This window comes from Nocardia rhizosphaerihabitans, from assembly GCF_014646295.1.
GTDB classification, from domain to species: Bacteria; Actinomycetota; Actinomycetes; order Mycobacteriales; family Mycobacteriaceae; genus Nocardia; species Nocardia rhizosphaerihabitans.
Genome location: NZ_BMNE01000018.1, coordinates 1 through 16,713, shown reverse-complemented (window position 1 = coordinate 16,713; position 16,713 = coordinate 1). Strand labels below are relative to the sequence as shown.

General features: G+C 63.4%; 15 protein-coding genes and 1 pseudogene. 9 read left to right on the top strand and 7 right to left on the bottom strand.

Annotated features, from left to right (window positions below; all coding sequences use genetic code 11):
- Window positions 1–6: 6 nt before the first annotated feature.
- Genes IEY60_RS35030 through IEY60_RS35015 form a run of 4 tightly spaced genes read left to right on the top strand, consistent with a single transcriptional unit; the run spans window position 7 to window position 5,374 of the window.
- Window positions 7–1,491 (top strand): long-chain-fatty-acid--CoA ligase, encoded by a 1,485-nt coding sequence (locus tag IEY60_RS35030; protein WP_189034870.1) that lies wholly within the window; start codon window positions 7–9, stop codon window positions 1,489–1,491.
- Between the two features lie 29 nt (window positions 1,492–1,520).
- Window positions 1,521–2,798, top strand: coding sequence for a PucR family transcriptional regulator (locus tag IEY60_RS35025; RefSeq protein WP_229740405.1), 1,278 nt, complete (start codon window positions 1,521–1,523; stop codon window positions 2,796–2,798).
- Between the two features lie 54 nt (window positions 2,799–2,852).
- A complete protein-coding gene (locus tag IEY60_RS35020; protein ID WP_308426161.1) occupies window positions 2,853–4,376 on the top strand; it encodes a class I adenylate-forming enzyme family protein in 1,524 nt (507 codons plus the stop codon).
- Entirely contained in the window at window positions 4,373–5,374 is a 1,002-nt protein-coding gene (locus IEY60_RS35015; RefSeq protein ID WP_189034852.1) for an NADP-dependent oxidoreductase, read from the top strand. The genes IEY60_RS35020 and IEY60_RS35015 overlap by 4 nt, the downstream gene beginning before the upstream one ends.
- Before the next feature lie 118 nt (window positions 5,375–5,492).
- Here the strand turns inward: IEY60_RS35015 and IEY60_RS35010 are convergent, their stop codons facing one another.
- From IEY60_RS35010 to IEY60_RS34990, 5 genes are all read right to left on the bottom strand, one after another.
- Entirely contained in the window at window positions 5,493–6,896 is a 1,404-nt protein-coding gene (locus tag IEY60_RS35010) for an aldehyde dehydrogenase family protein (protein ID WP_189034868.1), read from the bottom strand.
- A gap of 70 nt (window positions 6,897–6,966) precedes the next feature.
- Window positions 6,967–8,976: a fatty acid desaturase gene (locus tag IEY60_RS35005; protein WP_189034851.1), complete on the bottom strand. Its 2,010-nt coding sequence runs from the start codon at window positions 8,974–8,976 to the stop codon at window positions 6,967–6,969.
- 126 nt (window positions 8,977–9,102) lie between these two features.
- Entirely contained in the window at window positions 9,103–10,353 is a 1,251-nt protein-coding gene (locus IEY60_RS35000; protein WP_189034850.1) for a PucR family transcriptional regulator, read from the bottom strand.
- Window positions 10,354–10,459: 106 nt separating this feature from the next.
- Window positions 10,460–10,936, bottom strand: coding sequence for a winged helix-turn-helix transcriptional regulator (locus IEY60_RS34995; RefSeq protein WP_189034849.1), 477 nt, complete (start codon window positions 10,934–10,936; stop codon window positions 10,460–10,462).
- A 9-nt stretch (window positions 10,937–10,945) separates the two neighbouring features.
- On the bottom strand, window positions 10,946–11,812 hold the full coding sequence (locus tag IEY60_RS34990; RefSeq protein ID WP_229740401.1) for an alpha/beta fold hydrolase: 867 nt from the start codon (window positions 11,810–11,812) through the stop codon (window positions 10,946–10,948).
- A gap of 156 nt (window positions 11,813–11,968) precedes the next feature.
- Between IEY60_RS34990 and IEY60_RS34985 the strand changes: the two genes are divergently transcribed.
- The 5 genes from IEY60_RS34985 to IEY60_RS34965 all read left to right on the top strand — a co-directional run bounded on the left by IEY60_RS34985 (window position 11,969) and on the right by IEY60_RS34965 (window position 15,819).
- On the top strand, window positions 11,969–12,943 hold the full coding sequence (locus IEY60_RS34985; RefSeq protein WP_189034848.1) for an NAD(P)H-binding protein: 975 nt from the start codon (window positions 11,969–11,971) through the stop codon (window positions 12,941–12,943).
- Between the two features lie 94 nt (window positions 12,944–13,037).
- Window positions 13,038–13,325 (top strand): putative quinol monooxygenase, encoded by a 288-nt coding sequence (locus IEY60_RS34980; protein WP_189034847.1) that lies wholly within the window; start codon window positions 13,038–13,040, stop codon window positions 13,323–13,325.
- Window positions 13,326–13,411: 86 nt separating this feature from the next.
- Window positions 13,412–14,083, top strand: coding sequence for a TetR/AcrR family transcriptional regulator (locus IEY60_RS34975; protein ID WP_189034846.1), 672 nt, complete (start codon window positions 13,412–13,414; stop codon window positions 14,081–14,083).
- Window positions 14,084–14,089: 6 nt separating this feature from the next.
- On the top strand, window positions 14,090–14,545 hold the full coding sequence (locus tag IEY60_RS34970; protein ID WP_189034845.1) for a DUF4254 domain-containing protein: 456 nt from the start codon (window positions 14,090–14,092) through the stop codon (window positions 14,543–14,545).
- Between the two features lie 302 nt (window positions 14,546–14,847).
- Window positions 14,848–15,819: a zinc-dependent alcohol dehydrogenase family protein gene (locus IEY60_RS34965; RefSeq protein WP_229740400.1), complete on the top strand. Its 972-nt coding sequence runs from the start codon at window positions 14,848–14,850 to the stop codon at window positions 15,817–15,819.
- 199 nt (window positions 15,820–16,018) lie between these two features.
- Here IEY60_RS34965 and IEY60_RS36660 read toward each other — a convergent pair.
- Both IEY60_RS36660 and IEY60_RS34960 read right to left on the bottom strand, forming a co-directional pair.
- Window positions 16,019–16,471: pseudogene (locus IEY60_RS36660) on the bottom strand (MFS transporter); the annotation flags it as partial.
- A gap of 21 nt (window positions 16,472–16,492) precedes the next feature.
- The coding region (locus tag IEY60_RS34960; RefSeq protein WP_308426160.1) for a transposase family protein at window positions 16,493–16,713 on the bottom strand (221 nt) is incomplete at its 5' end.

Sequence of the window (16,713 nt, the reverse complement as noted above, 5' to 3'; positions counted from 1 at the left end):
AAGTAGCTGATGAACCTCGCTGAAAATCTCGTGATCACCGCGCGCAACCACCCGGCTCAGATCGCGATCCGACTCGATGAAGTACGTATCGCTTACGCGCAGCTGGAAGCGCTCAGTCAGCGAGTTGCCGGGATACTGGCCGAATACGATGTCGCGGTGGGGGATCGGGTCGCGATCATGCTCCCGAACGTTCCGCACTTCGCCGCTCTCTACTACGGCATCCTGCGCGCCGGGGCAATCGTCGTGCCGATGAACCCATTGCTCAAAGAGCGTGAAGTCGCGTACTACCTGCGCGATTCTGGTGCCAAGATCATCTTCGTCTGGCAGGACTTCGCCGCCGAAGCTCTCACGGGAGCCGCGCAGACCGACGCGGTCGTGGTCCCGGTTGATCCGAATGTGTTTCTCAATCGGGTAATGGCAACCGAGCCGCGCGACATCATGGTCGATCGGCACCCCGATGACACCGCGGTAATTCTGTACACCTCGGGCACCACCGGTCAGCCCAAGGGAGCAGAGCTGACTCACGCCAACCTCGTAGGCAATGTAGACGTTTGCGCCGAGACACTGCTTCACGCGCGTTCCGAGGACGTGATCTTCGGTGGGCTGCCGCTGTTCCACGTGTTCGGGCAGACCTGTGGGTTGAACGTCGCCGTGCGGGTGGGTGCGACCCTGACGCTGCTGCCGAGGTTCGATCCGGCAAAGGTGCTGGAAATTCTTGTCCGGGATGGGGTGACGATTCTCGGGGGAGTGCCGACGATGTACTCGGCACTGCTGAACCAACCTGGCGCGGGCGAGGTCGACCTCGGCGCGCTGCGCGTCTGTGTCAGCGGCGGAGCCGCACTGCCGGTGGAGGTTTTGCACGCGTTCGAGGAACGGTTCGGTTGTGTTCTGCTCGAAGGTTACGGGCTGTCGGAGACTTCGCCCGCCGCTTGCTTCGCTCACCCCGACAAGACCCGTGTCCCCGGTTCCATCGGAACTCCGGTCCGAGGTGTCGAGTTGAAGGTGGTCGACAATAATGGCCGTGCGGTAGCAGACGGTGAGGTCGGTGAGATCGTTATCCGTGGCGAGAACGTCATGAAGGGCTATTGGAACAAGCCCGCGGAGACCTCCGAGGCCATCATCGACGGCTGGTTCCACACGGGCGATCTCGGCCGGGTTGACGAGAATGGCAACTACTTCATCGTCGACCGAAAGAAGGACATGATCATCCGCGGTGGCTACAACGTGTACCCACGTGAAATCGAAGAGGTGCTCTACGAGCACCCCGATATCGCCGAGGCGGCGGTTCTCGGTGTGGCTCATGGCGAGCTCGGTGAGGAAGTCGGTGCCGCCGTCGCCCTGAAGCCCGGTGCCACTGTCACCGCTGAAGAATTGCGCGACTTCGTCAAGGATCGCGTTGCCGCATACAAATACCCGCGCCGGGTCACCATCGTAGAGGCACTGCCGAAGGGGCCGACCGGGAAAATCCTCAAGCGCGAAATCACCCTCTGAGAGGCAGTCGGCTGAATGCTTATCAGTTGATGCACAACGGATCGCCGAACCTCGGTGCGCTGACCGCTGCCTGTGTGGCAGCGGTCAGCGAAGAGCTCAGCCGCGACCGTGGTACCTTGGTTCACAAGCTCTACCAACGGATTTCGTGCGAGATCATGGAATTGCGCGGCGACGCGAGTCTACACAAATTGTTGACCGCGAGCATCGAGGGCACCGTCGAAACCGCGCTGCCCTTTCTGCAGTACGGTGCCGACATCGGCGCTGCGGAGGCCCCGCCCGCAGCCATCGAATACGCCCGCCGTCTTGCCCAGCACGACATTCCGGTTCGGGCGCTCCTCCGTGCGTACCGCCTTGCCCAGGACACGGCTCTGCAGCATGCCTTGGCAATCGTCGAGATCAAGGTCAGTGAGCCGCAACTGGTCGCCGCCGTCGCCCGTCGGCTCGTCGCGGCGAACTTCGCCTACATCGACAGCGTGACCGAACAAGTTCTCGAAGCCTATGAAGAGGAACGCGATCGGTGGTCGCAGGACCGCAACGCGACGCGCGAGGCGCTCATCCACCAATTGCTCGAGTCGGACTCCGACCCCGATGACCTCGCCGGCGTCGAAACCGCGCTCCGCTACCGCTTGGCACACCGCAGACATCTATCCCTGATTGTCTGGTCCGCGCGTGCCGAGCAGGCGGACACGTATGTCGCCAACCTGGCCCGATTCGCGAACGACCTCGCCGAGGAGCTCGGCTGCTCCCACCTCCCGCTATTTCTGCCACGTGATCAAGGAACCGGCTGGGTCTGGCTACCTCTCTCGCACACACCGTCCCGTGGCAATCTGATGGAAGCGGTGCACAAGCTCACGGCGGGAATATCGGTCGCGTCAGGAGAAGCGGGCATCGGTGTCTCCGCATTCCGCCGGAGCCATCAGCAGGCGTGTCAGGCGTACAAGGTCATGCTCGCCGCAGCGGACGACGCGCCCGTGGTCATCACCTTCTCCGAGATCGGCGCCATCGCTCCGCTCTGCGACGATCTCCCAGCCACCAAAGCGTGGGTAGCGGAGACGCTGGGCCGCCTCGCGCTTGATGACCCGCCGCACGCCCGTCTTCGGGAAACGTTGCGCATATTTCTCCTGAGCGGAAGCAGTTATACCGCCACGGCCCAGCAACTCGGCCTCCACCGCAATTCGGTGCTCTACCGGGTTCGCCGAGCGGAGGAGGAAATATGCCGCCGAATCGAATTGCACCGGCTGGACATCGAAATCGCACTCCGGGCCTGCTACTGGCTCGGCAGATCCGTCCTGAGCGACCTTCCTTGACAGCCGAGGGTTCAGGCGGTGCGCACAAATGGCGAACCATAGTTCGTGCGCTCGATGTCTATTCTGAATGATGTTCTCTCGTTACGATTTGCGCACAAAACGGGCCAGTTCCAGGAGACGATTTCCATGCATTTTGCGTCGCTGCCTGACACCCGCGCTGAGCAGGATCCGATACAGCCGTGCCTGAGCGATGATCGGCTGCTCCTGAACAACGGGGACTTCGCCGGTCGGGTACGGGGAGCGGCCGCCGCGTTCTCGGCGGTCGGCATCGGAACCGATGACATCGTCGCGATCATGCTGCCGAACCAGGTCGAACTCGTCGTCGCGCTCTTCGCCGCGTGGCGGCTGGGGGCCGCGGTCACCCCGATCGATCCCGCCCTGACGCAGGAGGAAGCCGAGTATCAGCTCGCCGACTCCGGTGCCAAGCTGGTGGTGAGTGAGAACTCGAACTTCTCTGTGCCGACCATCACGCCGGACGGCCTGCCAACGGACGGCGTCACGCCGGAAGTGGAGTGTGACCCGAATTCTCTTGCGCTGGTGATCTATACGAGCGGCACGACAGGTCGCCCTAAGGGGGTTCTGCTCGACCATTCGAACCTCACCGCGATGTGCGAGATATCAGCGGAGTTCACCGAACTCTCTGCTGCCGACCACAGCCTTGTGATTCTGCCGCTGTTCCATGCCAACGGCATCGTGCTAGGTATTCTGACCCCGCTGCTGGTCGGCGGGCGGGCGACCATCGCGCGCCGGTTCACTCCGGACACTTTCTTCTCGGTCGTCGGGCGGGTACGACCGACCTATTTCTCCGCCGTCCCGGCGATCTACGCTATGACGCTGGGTCGGCCGCTCGCCGAGCCGGTGGACTTCTCCTCTGTGCGGTTCGTCGTCTGTGGCGGTGCACCGATGCCCGCTCAGTACATCACCGCTTTCGAAGCGCGGTTCGGTGTGCCGATCGTCGAGGGGTACGGCCTCTCGGAGGCCACCTGCGCGTCGACCGCCAATCCGTTGGCGGGTCCGCGCAAGCCGGGCACGGTGGGCGTTCCGATGAGGGGACAGGATGTCGCAATCATGGACCCGGACGGTCGAATGTTGCCTACCGGCGACGCCGGTGAGGTCGTCGTGCGCGGTCCGGTCGTCATGCGCGGTTATCTGAACCGCCCCGATGACACTGCCAGGACGATCGTCGACGGCTGGCTGCATACGGGCGACGTCGGGCGGTTCGACGAGGACGGCTATCTGGTACTGATCGACCGGATCAAAGATCTGATCATTCGCGGTGCGGAGAACATCTATCCCTCGGAGATCGAGGTGATTCTGTGCCGGGATCCCTGCGTAGCCGAAGCCGCAGTGGTTGGCGCGCCCGACGCTACTCTCGGCGAGGTGCCCGTAGCGTACGTAGTCCCGAAACCGGGTCGGAAGGTGCAACCGGACGAGCTGCTCGAGTTCTGCCGGACGTTGCTGGCGAAGTACAAGCTTCCCATCGAAATTCATGTCCTGGACCACCTGCCTCGCAATCCTGCCGGCAAGATCCACAAGCCGACGTTGCGCGCGCGGGCCAGTTCGATGGAGAACAGATGACGAAGACCCAGCAGGTACGCCTCGCGCGGCGGCCGTCTGGACTGCCTGCCACGGACACGTGGAGCGTCGTGTCCGAAGAACTTCCGGCCATCACCGCCGGGGAAATCCTGGTGAAAGTCGACCTCGTATCGGTTGATCCGGCAATGCGTGGCTGGCTCAACGATGTCCGATCGTATCGACCACCGGTAGGTGTCGGTGATGTCATGCGGTCGCTGGATATCGCCACCGTAGTCGAGTCAGCCCATCCCGGATTTTCGGTGGGGGACAACGTCAGTGGTGTCTTCGGTGTGACCGAATACGCGATCAGCGATGGCCGCGGAGTAAGCACAGTCGATCTCCGCGTGGCACCGGCCGCGGCCTGGCTCGGCGTGCTCGGAATCCCAGGAATGACAGCATATTTCGGTCTGCTCGAGGTCGGGAAGCTACGTGTCGGTGAGACCGTGGTGATATCGGCAGCCGCCGGAGCTGTCGGCAGTGTCGCCGGTCAGATCGCAAAAGCCATGGGGGCAACGGTCATAGGGATTGCGAGCGGTGCCGAGAAGTGCCGCAGGCTGACCGAAGAACTCAGCTTCGACGCCGCCATCGACGACCACAGCGAGGACGTGGTGCGACGCCTGCGCGAACTGGCGCCCCAGGGCCTCGATGTGTACTTCGACAATGTCGGCGGAGAGATTCTCGATGCCGCGCTGGCAAACCTGCGACGGGGCGCCAGGATTGTGATTTGCGGAGTGCTCGACCCGGACAACGAATCGGAACTGGTTCCCGGTCCCTCTCGCTACATGGCTCTGCTCTTCTTCCGGGCAACCATGGCGGGGTTCGTTGTCTCCGACTACGCCGATCGCTATGGCGAGGCTGTCGCGAAGATCGCGCAATGGCGGGACGAAGGCAAGCTCGAAGCACGAGAGCATGTGGTTGAAGGTGGCGTCGCTCGGTTCGGCGAAGCACTGAACATAGTGTTGACAGGCGCGAACAACGGCAAACTGGTACTAGCGATGTGAGCGTGGCTGTAGAGGTCGCGCAGTGGACGGAGCGTCAGCCGACCAACGGCGACAAGGCCACGACAGGATGCGATCGCGGCTTGCCACTGACCCAGAAAGCCGCTGATTCAGCGGCCTCCTAGAAGATCTTGCGTAGGATCTGCAGCGCCCGCTCGCTGTACGGGGGATAGAGCAGCTGCAGATCCGGGTGGAAGGTCTTGCGCAACACCGATTTCCGGTGACTGAGTGCTTCGAACCCCCAACGGCCGTGGTAGGCGCCCATGCCGCTGGCGCCGACACCGCCGAACGGCAGCTGCGGCACCAGGCAGTGCATGGCGACATGGTTGATCACCGCACCGCCCGACGGGATCTCGTCCACCAGGCGTTGGCCCACCGCCGCCGATTTCGTGAAGTAGTACCCGGCAAGTGGTTTCGGCCGGGAGTTCACGAACGCGATCGCCTCGTCGAGGCTTTCGTATGACAGCACCGGCAGGATAGGTCCGAAGATCTCCTCCTGCATGACAGCGTCATCAGGATGGGGGTCGACGATGACGGTGGGCTTGATCGACAACGAAGCCTTGGTTACCTGTCCGCCCAGTGCGATCGTGCCGCGCGTCTGCGCGAGATAGCTCGCCAGTCGTGTGAATTGGCGGTTGTTGACGATCCGGCGGCCGTCGGCGTCCCCGTCTCGCTCGAACTGCTCGATCGCCGCGACGATCTTGTCCACCAGCCGATCCCGGATACGGTCGTCGGCCAGCACGTAGTCCGGCGCGATGCAGGTCTGCCCCGAGTTCGCGCATTTGACCCACGCGATCCGGCGGGCAGCGACATCCAGGTCGGCGTCGGCGGCGACGATTACAGGGCTTTTGCCGCCGAGTTCGAGAGTTACCGGCGTCAGCGTCGGCGCGGCCGCGGCCATGATCTTTCTTCCGACTTCGGTCCCGCCAGTGAACAATACGTGGTCGAAACCCTGCGCCAGCAGCTCCTGGGTAACGGCGGCGTCGCCTTCGACCACCAATACCGCCTTGGAGTCCAGATATTCCGGAACCAGCCGAGCCAACAGGGTCGACGTGGCCGGCGCGAGCTCGGACGGCTTGAGTACCGCGCAGTTCCCTGCGGCCAGTGCAGCTACCAGCGGCGAAAGAGTCAGGTACACCGGGTAGTTCCACGGGCCGATGACCAGAACGACGCCGAGCGGCTCGTACTGCACCCAGGCCGAACCCGGATACTGCACCAGCGGGAGCGGCTGCCGCTGCCTGCGCATCCACCGGCGCAGGTGTTTCAGGGCGAATACGGCCTCAGCCCTGGTCGACGATATATCGCCCAACCAGGCTTCGGTCCGGCTGCGTCCGAGATCATCGGCCAGCGCGGCTGCGATCTGATCCTCCTGCTCATCCAGCATGCGGATCATGTTCCGCAGCTGCTTCGCACGCCAAGCGCGGTCTCGGGTCCGGCCCGAGGCGAACTCGCGGCGAACCCGTGCCATCGCATCAGGGATGTCGGGCAAATGAGTGACCTCTGGTGCGGTAGTCGGTATAGACATCTGGTTACCTCTGAGAAGGTCCGTACCGTCTCCGGCGACGGAATCCGGGCGGTCTGATGGATGTGTCGGCTCAGCCGTCGTAGTCGACTGCGACATCTGATGTCGTGGGATGGGATTGGCAAGTCAGTACGTACCCGGCATCGACTTCGGCTGGGGTGAGGGCAAGATTTTGCTCCATCGTTACCGCTCCCGTTGTGATTCTGGCTTTGCATGTGCCACACGCGCCGCCGAGACAGGCATACGGCGCATCGACCTTGTTTTTCAGCGCGGATTCGAGGACGGTCTCACCCGCGGCGAGTTTCACGGTGTGATCCGCGCCGGACAGAGTGATGGTCACTGTGGACTCCGGGAAGGCATCGACGTCCATGGATCGGTTCGCGCCACGGAACAGTTCGAGATTTATCCGCTCGGTCGGCACTCCTTCTGATGCGAGGCCATCGCGCATTGTCGTGACGAGATCGGCCGGGCCGCACAGGTACCACCGATCGATCGAAGTGAGGTCGTCGGCGAGCAGCCGTTGAACCATAGCCAGGTCGATACGGCCACGAACAGCGGTGGGGTGGTGCGCCTCGCCTGAGCGGATGTGGACTATGCGCAACCGGTCTGCATATCGAGATTCGAGTTCGTCGAGTTCGGCGGCGAACATGGTCGACTCTGCGGTTTTGTTGCCGTAGAAGAGGACGAAGCGGCTCTCGGTCTCGATCTCCATCGTGGTGCGTATGAGCGACAGGATGGGCGTGATGCCGCTCCCTGCCGCTATCGCGACATAGGCGCGCCGAGCGAGTGGATCAAGGGGTGCCCCGAAGCTACCCGTGGGTGTCATCAGCTCCAGGACGTCACCGGATCGCAGCGTTTCGAGTGCGAAGGTCGAGAACTTCCCGCCCGCGATGTGCCGTACTCCGATTGCCAGTTCCCCTGATGTGGCCGAGGTACAGATCGAGTAGTTTCGCCGCACCTCCTGGCCGTCGATGCGGTGTCGAACGGTCAGGTGTTGGCCGGCCTGGAATTGGAACTGGTCGCTGAGGTGGGCGGGAACGTCGAAAGTAACTTTGACGCTGCCCGGAGTCAGCGGCTCGACGCTCTTGACGGGGATCGGGTGGGTGCTGGCATGGCGTGCCACGGAGGAGCGCGGCATCCGGACGGGCAGCAGTGCCGCTAGTTTGCCGTTGAGGCGCTTCCACTCGCGGTACTGCGCGGCGTCGAGCTGCTGCCCGAAAACGGTGTTGATCGCCGCGTCGCGTTCGAGGTATGCCTCTTCGTTGCGTTGCCAGGCCGCCACATAGCGGTAGAAGGGAATGGACGGGTGCAAGTGGTGGACCAGGTGGTAGTTCTGCGACAGGAGCAGGGGAGTCAGGATCCATTCGGAGCCGACGCGGTTGCGGGTAGCGCGATAGCGATTTTCGCGCTGTGTGTCTTCCAAATCGTGGTGAGGTAGCCAGTCGAACCACCAGGCGAGCACGAACATCGCCACACGCCCGGGAATCAGGCAGATCACCGCGAGCGTCCACAGATGTCCGGTGAAGGCTGCCGATACGATCACCGTCAGAGAGAAGGTCATCAAGGCTGCTGTTTCCAGGACCTCGGCGCGCGGACGCCGACGCACGTTGCGCACCAGGAAGCTGATATAGGGCAGGTCCATTGCCGGGAAGCGGATGGGCAGCTGCCACCAGGGTGCGGAGCTGACCCAATGATCGGGATCGTACTCACCGTCATTGGTGTTGCGGTGGTGCTCGATATGGATGAACGCGAACGATTTGAACGAGATCAGCGGCGAGACGAAGAACATTGCCACGCGACCGAACGCGACGTTGACCCAGCGATGGGAGCTGATCGAGTAGTGCGAGGCGTCGTGCAACACGGTGAACAGGACGAAGATCGCTGCGGAGCTCGCGGCGATAGTCGCGATCGCAGGCAGAGCGCCGGTGAGCGCGGCCCAGGTCGAGGTGCCGAAGACGGCGAGTGCAGCGGTGAAGATGCCGACTATCGGCCAGGACAGGGTTGGAACCTGCTCGCCCGGATCAGGCAAGGCGTGCTGCGGCGCGGCTGCTGTGGGTTCGGGGTGTCGAGTCGTCGTCGACATCGGACGCCTCCTTCGCGCTTCGGGATGAGATGCCTCACAACGTACAAACAGACGCTATCTGTCAACAAGGCCATCCCCGCCCTCCCCGGTGTGCTGCGAGCACATCCCGGCACACTAGGTCTTCCGTCAGTGCGGCGACGACTCGCGCAAAACCGAGGCCCCCAGCACGTCGCAGACGAGGAGAGCGGCGTGCAGTTCGGCGATTTTCACAGTCATGGGCCGACCCCGGCGCTCTTCGGCACGGCGCATCCTTTGCAGGACCGTGTTTCGGTGGATGCCCAGGGTGCGCGCCGCGGTCGCCAGACTCCCTTGCGCGTCGAGCACAGCCAGGAGTGCGGCGCGCTCGCCGCGCTCTTTCGGGTCGTCGCGTGCGAGATCGCCGAGCTGAGCAGCGACGAAGGCGCGCGCTGCATCGAGGTCGCGGGAGATGGCATCCACCAACTCGATATCGCTGAACTGAGTAATCGTCGGCGCCACCCGACCGGACAATTCGACGACCCGGCGAGTGCGGACAGCCTCCAGGTGGGAGGTCCGGAAGCCGGCAGCTCCGGGATGAGGCGATCCCACCGCGATGTGAACGTTCCTGCTTTCGCTGGGAAGCTCCGTCGCGATGCCCGTGAGCGAAGGCCGCGCCATCCCCGTGATCGATGCCCATCCACGCACCGCGAGTGGACCGTCCGCTACGACGAGCGAGTGATCCGCCCCGAGCAATTTTCCAACCTTCCGGGCGAATCCCTCGAGGTCGACGCCGCGGCCGTCTACCCAGCATATGTAGCCGATCTGCCGACCGGTGAGCCGGTGGCCGAGCACCCGTTCGGCCCGAGCGATGTCGACACGTTCCGCTGCGAGCAAGGCCCGCACGACATCGGCGCGCTCGGCTCTTGCCTGGTTCTGGCGTCGGTCGAGCTCGGCGACGTACTCGGCAGCCACAAGACTGGAGATGCGGTCGACATATCGAAACCCGAATCGCTCGAGGTCTACGAAGGTCCGCAGCGCGACAGCGGGGTCCTCGGTCGAATCGGTGAGCGATTCAGCGAGCTTTTCGGTAAAGAATTCGTGTCCCAACCGATAGAACCGCAGCATCACATCCACGCTGTGCCCCCGTGATGCCATTGCTCGCGCGTGTTCGAGCGCCGTCACCGGGGCCTCGACAGCCGCTATATCGATCCCATGACGAACCATCGACAGTACCGCTTCGAGATTCGATGAGCACGATCCGAGCGTCAGGCCGCGAAGCTTGGCATCCTCACCGATTTCCGGTATTCGCGCGACCAAGTACTCCAGCATCTCGTCTGCCAGGCCGGACACGTTCGAGAGTAGATACGCGGCCACGCCCCTTCCTGCCTGCGCACCGCGAGCCGATTCCAGCGGATCCATATCTGCACCCTAGCCTTGGCTGAACTGGTGGACGGTTGAGCGCCGTGGACGAGGAGACCGGGCATCGTCGGCCGGTCTCCCCGTCGAGGGCATGGCTACGCGTCAGCTAACCTGCGGTGGCGTCGGGGTGGGCTCGTAGGCCGGGGCCCGGCGGCAGCTCCAGGTCGGTGCCGTCGACAGTGGCGCCGCACTCCTCGCAGACCAGTTCGGAGTGCAGCTGACCGCCGCACGTACGGTGCCGGGTCAGCCGAGGTAAGCCCTCCGGTCCCGCCAGGTGCCGGTCGCCCCAATGCATGAGCCCGACCACCGGTGTGCAGAGCTCGAGGCCGACCGCGGTGAGTCGGTACTCGAAGCGAGGCGGGTGCTGCTGATATGCGATCCGTTCCAGGACACCCGCCTCGACCAACCGCTTGAGCCGGTCGGTGAGTACGTTGCGGGCGATGCCGAGGCTGTGCTGGAACTCGTCGAAGCGGTGCAGACCGAGCATCGCGTCGCGGACGATCAGCAGTGTCCATCGCTCGCCGAGGACTTCGAGCGTACGAGCGATCGAGCACACCTGGCTGTCGTACGTGCGGTTGAGCATCCGCTAACTCTACGACCCGACGGTCGCGTGACGAAACTCAGTCGTCATGAGGTCAGCCACCCGCTCTGGCTCGTCGACCTGGACGTAATGCCCAGAGTTTTCGATCAGATGCAGGCTGTTATTGGGGAACTGTCCGGCGAACCGCTTCGCCAACCGTGGATTCAGGAATGGGTCGCTGACGCCGAAGATGATCCGTACAGGGCGGTGGAAGTGCTGAAGCTTGCGTGCCTTCAGCCGCCGGGCAGTCAGTTGGCCGAGCATGCCGGAGGTGTGGCGCCAGAACGCCGGCCGGGACTGCTTGAACTGCTCGAACAGCAGTGGCACGAGTTCGTCGCGTACGTCGCCGTCGCGGATGAAGGAGCCCACCTGGTAGTAGAACAGGCGCTGTTCGAGGTCCGGTCGCATCAGCGACAGCTTACGAACGATCCAATTGAGCACCGGGGTCGAGTACAGCACGATGGCATGCGGCCGTCGCAGCCCGACCGTGCCTTCGTAGTAGGTGTTGAGCAGCACGAGCTCCTCGACTCGCTCGGGATTCCGCAGTGCCCAGTCGATGGCGGGCGGGCCCGACGCGTCGTGCGCGACCAGGATTACTCGCTTGTCCGGCAAGCTGTTCACCACTGCGTCGATGTCGCCCACCTGGTTGGTTCCGGTGTACGGGTACCCGGCCGGTTTGTCCGACTTGCCCCACCCGAGGAAGTCGAACCGCACCACGCGCTGGCGACCGATGAGGTACGGCATGAGCCGGTCGTAGAGATTCAGGCTGTCGGGAAAGCCGTGCATGAGCACTAACGGCGCTCCGGGTCCGTCCGTGACCTCGGCGTGTATCCGGTGCTCTCCTCGCTGAACTGAGAGCGTTTTGGTCGTTGTATCCATCAGAGGCGTACTCCCCATCATGTGAGTTTCATCATGCAACTCGGCGAAGGTAGCACAGGTCACGAAGAAAGTCACTGAGTTGCATCAAAAAACTGATCAGCTTACGGTGGCGTGGAACCGATCGGTTTCCAACGACTAGCCAGAGGAGGCATATCAATGCCAGAGCGCGATCCCATCCTGATCACCGGAGCAGCGGGCGAAATCGGTGCTGTGAGCAGAACGATGGTCGAGATGCTGCTCGAGCAGGGCTACCCTGTGCGCGCGTTCGTGCGACGGGACGACGAACGCGCGCAGTCGCTGCGCCAGGCGGGGGCCGAGATCTTTGTCGGCGATCTACTCAATATTGCCGATGTGACAGCCGCGCTGAAGGGCTGTCGGCGCATCTACTTCAGCATGAGCCTGTCGCCGTACTACACGGACGCCGTCGCGCTGATGGCAGCGGCGGCACGGGCCAAGGGCGATATCGAGGTCTTCGTCAATATCTCCGAGTACGAGCAGTCGTTCATGACACTCGAGAAGATGACCGCACCGGAGGAAGAACGACGAGCGTGGCTCGGCGGGCTCATCGCGGACTGGTCGCCGCAGCAACGTGCTCATTGGGTCGCCGAGCAGATGCTGGACTGGTCCGGCGTTCCGACCGTCAACGTACGGGCGGCGATGTTCGTCGAGAACCCCATCCTGACGTGGTTTGCGCTGGCCTCACTGGGCAACGGTGAACTGCGCCTGCCCTTCGGCGACCAGCCGCTGGCACCCATCGCCGGCTACGACGTGGCCGAGTTGTGTGCGAAGATCCTCGTCGATCCGGCGCCGCACCTTTCGAAATCCTACGACCTGACCGGTCCTGAGCTGAAGGACATGCACGGGTACGCGCAGGACTACGAAGCCGTGCTGGGGCGCCCGGTCGCCTACGTTCCTGAAGACGTCGAAACCTGGAACAAGACCTACGTGGACAGTGCTCTGAGCGAGCTTCCGCACACTGCGGAACACCTCAAAACCCTGACCCGGCTGATGAGCGGCGGCGGGTATGGCGGCATCACCGATCAGTTGGAAACCCTGCTCGGGCGTCCGCCTAAGACCGTGCGGTGGGCGCTGGAGAACAATCCGCGTCTGCGGACAATGATTGCCAACTGAACAATGGAGCGATCCGATACATGTCACTTGTATCCTAGGGCCCGGCGCGCACCGGGTCATATTATGGCGACACCCTGAAGAGTAGAGGTGGAATATGATTTCAGTGATCGCCCAGGCAATTATCCAGGACGGTAAAGGACCGGAATTCGAATCTATCGTCGCCCATCTTGTGGAACAGGTAGCCGACCACGAGCCCGGGAACCACGCCTATCGCCTGGTGCGATCTCAGGCGGATCCGAATGACTACCGCTTCTTCGAACTGTATTCCGACCGCGCTGCCTTCGAATCGCACAGCCGGTCCGAGCACTTCCGATCAGCCTGGAAGCTGATGACGCCACTGATGGCCGGTGCGCCGAAGATCGAACTATTCGATGCAGTCTGATCTGCTCTGATCGAAGGGGGCTATCGGCGACTTTATCCCATTGCTATAGCCGATAGCTTCCTCGCCGGATTGAATGGAGGGCCGAAATGACTGACCTCGTTGACGAGATGCCGTCCTATCCGGTGTCCACATATGTATCGGCTCGCAGGCGAGCAGTGCGGGCGGCACGCGCTGCCCGCAGCGCTCAACTGCTGAGGGCGGCGAGCCGGACCTTCGTGGTGCGCGGACACCACGCGGCGGGTATGGATGAGATCGCGGCACTTGCCGGTGTCGGCAAACCTATTCTGTACCAACATTTCTCGGGCAAACTGAAGCTGTATCTGGCGGTGCTGCACAGTCGCGCTGACACGCTGGTCTCGGGGCCGCTGCAGGCACTGCGCTCGACCAGTGACAATCATCAGCGCGTGCGAGCGGCCGTGCAGGCGTACTTCGACTTCGTCGACGACGAGGCTCGAGGTTTTCGGCTGATATTCGAATCAGGCATCGTCAGCGAGCCATTGGTGCAGCGGCTGGTGGATCGGGCTACCGACGCCCGTGTCGACGCTGTTTTCGAACTGGTTTTCCAGAACTCCCGGCTCGATCCCTACCAGTCGCGGATCTTGGCGGTCGGCATGGTGGGTGCCAGCCAGGTAACCGCTCGCTATTGGCTGGACACCGCCCGGCTCGTCCCGAAGCACCAGGCGGTCGAGACGGCGGTCGCGCTGTGGTGGAGTGGGCTGTCCGGCATACAGCTGCAAGTAGCGGATCGATCGAGGTGAGTCGCGATGAATAATGACCGAAATGTCGATCCATTGCTGGCTCCAGCGCGGCTGCTCCGCGCCATTCGCGGTCAACAGGTTGTTGACCATCCGCTGGCCCGATGGGCCTGCGACCTGGTCGTTGTGCATGAGCGACTGGCGGGTGCGGCCCCCGAAACGATTTCCGAAATCGACCGGGACCGTGTGTATTTCGTACATGCCATCGATTTGTGGATCGAGCGCTGGGTTCCGCAGCACAGCTACGGCCCTTCTCTGCACACCGAGACTCTCGGCAGCGTGATCGACCGGATCGCGGCATGCCACGTCAGCGCCGTTAACGCACTGACGACGCTCGAGATCAGCCGTGATCCACGTGTCCACTTGGCCTGGCAGCGGCTCGCCGAACTGGTCAATGGCTACGGCGATCTGGCCGCAGAGGTAGTACTGGGCCGCCGACGTCTCCCGGCGCCGTTCAGTGTCTGACCGCCCGGCTGCGAGGCTTTCGCGCGCCTGACCGCCGATCGTGCCTGCGGTGGCGAGCCGGTACCGAGGCGTGGCTCAACCGTCCTATTGGCCGCCGGTCGTGCATTCGTAGGGTTGTATTCTCCGCCGCAACAGAGCCCGACGATCGAGGAAATGATCATTCGTGGCCGCGAGCATATCCACTCATGGTTAGCGGAAAGGCTTGCAGAAGAAGGGTTTGCGGCGTTTCGGCAGTCTTCCACAATGAGATCACTACTTGGTCATTCGACCGCTGACCGGAGGTCACAATGAAAACGTTGCACATGCGTGCATTTGGGAAGCCGACTGTGGTTCCGGAGCTCATCGAGTTGCAGGCTCCCGAACCCGGGACCGGACAGCTGCTCGTGGCGATGGAGGCAGCTCCCATCAACCCGTCGGACCTGCTGCTCATCAGAGGATTCTATGGGCATCGTCCTGTCTTGCCCGCCACCTTGGGCACTGAAGGCGTCGGCCGAATCGTCGCCGTCGGCCAAGGGATCGATCCCGTCCGCGTCGGCGAGCGGGTTCTGATCATTCCCACCCTGAAGCACAGCACGTGGCAGGATCAGATCGCGATCGACGAGGACGATGCCATCGTCGTCGATCCGACGGGCGATGTCCTCCAGCTGGCGATGCTCGGTGTCAACCCGATGACGGCCGACCTGCTGCTGCGTCGCTTCGTCGATCTCCAGCAGGGCGCGTGGGTTGCCCAGACCGGCGGCAATTCGGCCGTCGGCCGCTCTGTCATCGCCCTGGCCGGGCGGGCCGGGTACCGCACCCTCAATGTGGTGCGACGCCCCGAGGTCGCGGCGGAGTTACTGGAGTTGGGCGCCGACGCCGTTGTCGTCAGTAGTGGACCGGATCTCGGTGAGCAGCTGAAGACCGTGCTCGGCGACGATCGGATCTCGCTCCTGCTCGACGCGACCGCCGGGGACGTGGTCGCGGAACTCGCTCCCTGGCTCGTCCATGGCGGCACCCTCGTCAGCTACGGAGGAATGAGCGGCGCTCCGGTCGTCATCCGGCCCGGCGACCTCATCTTCCGCGATCTCCAGATCCGGGGGTTCTGGCAGAAGGGCTGGCTCGACACCGCCCCGCGCGAAGAAGTCTCCGCCGCCTACGCCCGGCTCGCGGCCCTTGTCGCTGATGGTGTTCTGCGGGTTCCCATCGCGGCCACGTACCCGCTCGAGGAGTATCAGGATGCCCTCGTCCACGCCACTCAGGCCGACCGCGTGGGGAAGGTGCTCTTCGCCTGGTGATGGTGGTGATACCGCCTCCTCCATCGAGGGGAGGCGGTATCGGGAGGCCGACGTCCCCTACGCTGCTGGGCACATCCATCCTTCCGGTGGTCGCCCGTTCGCGCGCGGTGTCAGCGTTCGTCGGGGCTCGATCGGCCGGTGTCGAACGAACACCACTCGAGGCCACTGCAATCGTGCCGAGAACGAGCCCTACGGGGTCGAGCTGCTTGTCCGCATGTCGGCTCGCTGACACGACGAGAACGGTGCCAAGGAAGGCGATGATCTCGCGCGCGATATTGGTCACGAAGATCAAATGCCAGGAATAGTGCTCGAGGAGGACGCCGGAGATTATCGGCCCAATGGCCAGGCCGAGGCCCGAGCTACCCGCCCACACACTGACGGCCTCGGCGCGCTCGCGTGGATCGGTGAACGAATGCGCTAGTGCGGCAAGGCTACTGGGCAGGATGGCCGCACCGCGGATGCCGATGATCGCCTGCCCGACGATCAACGATGTGATGTCATTCGCCGTGCAGGCGACGACGCTCCCGCCGGTGAAAACGACGGTGCCGGCCAGGAAGACGGCGCGGTGGCCCACCCGGTCGGCCAATGTGCCTGCAGCCGGATCAGGCTCGTGACGACTAAGAGATGTCCCGTAAGTCTGCCTCGGTGACAGTGACGGTCCACCGGCCAGGAATCAGCAGGCGTGGGCGAGGTTGGCCAGCCTCGCCACCCCAGCCATCGCGGCACCCACCCCACCACCGCGCAAACGGCAATCGCGCAAGATCTTCCAGGTCTTCATCCGGGCGAAAGCATGCTCGACGCGAGCGCGAACGTTGCGGTGGGACTTGTTGTGTGCCTGTTTCCATTCCGGCAACTCGACACCAGATGACCGGCGGTGCGGGATGATCAAGCCGG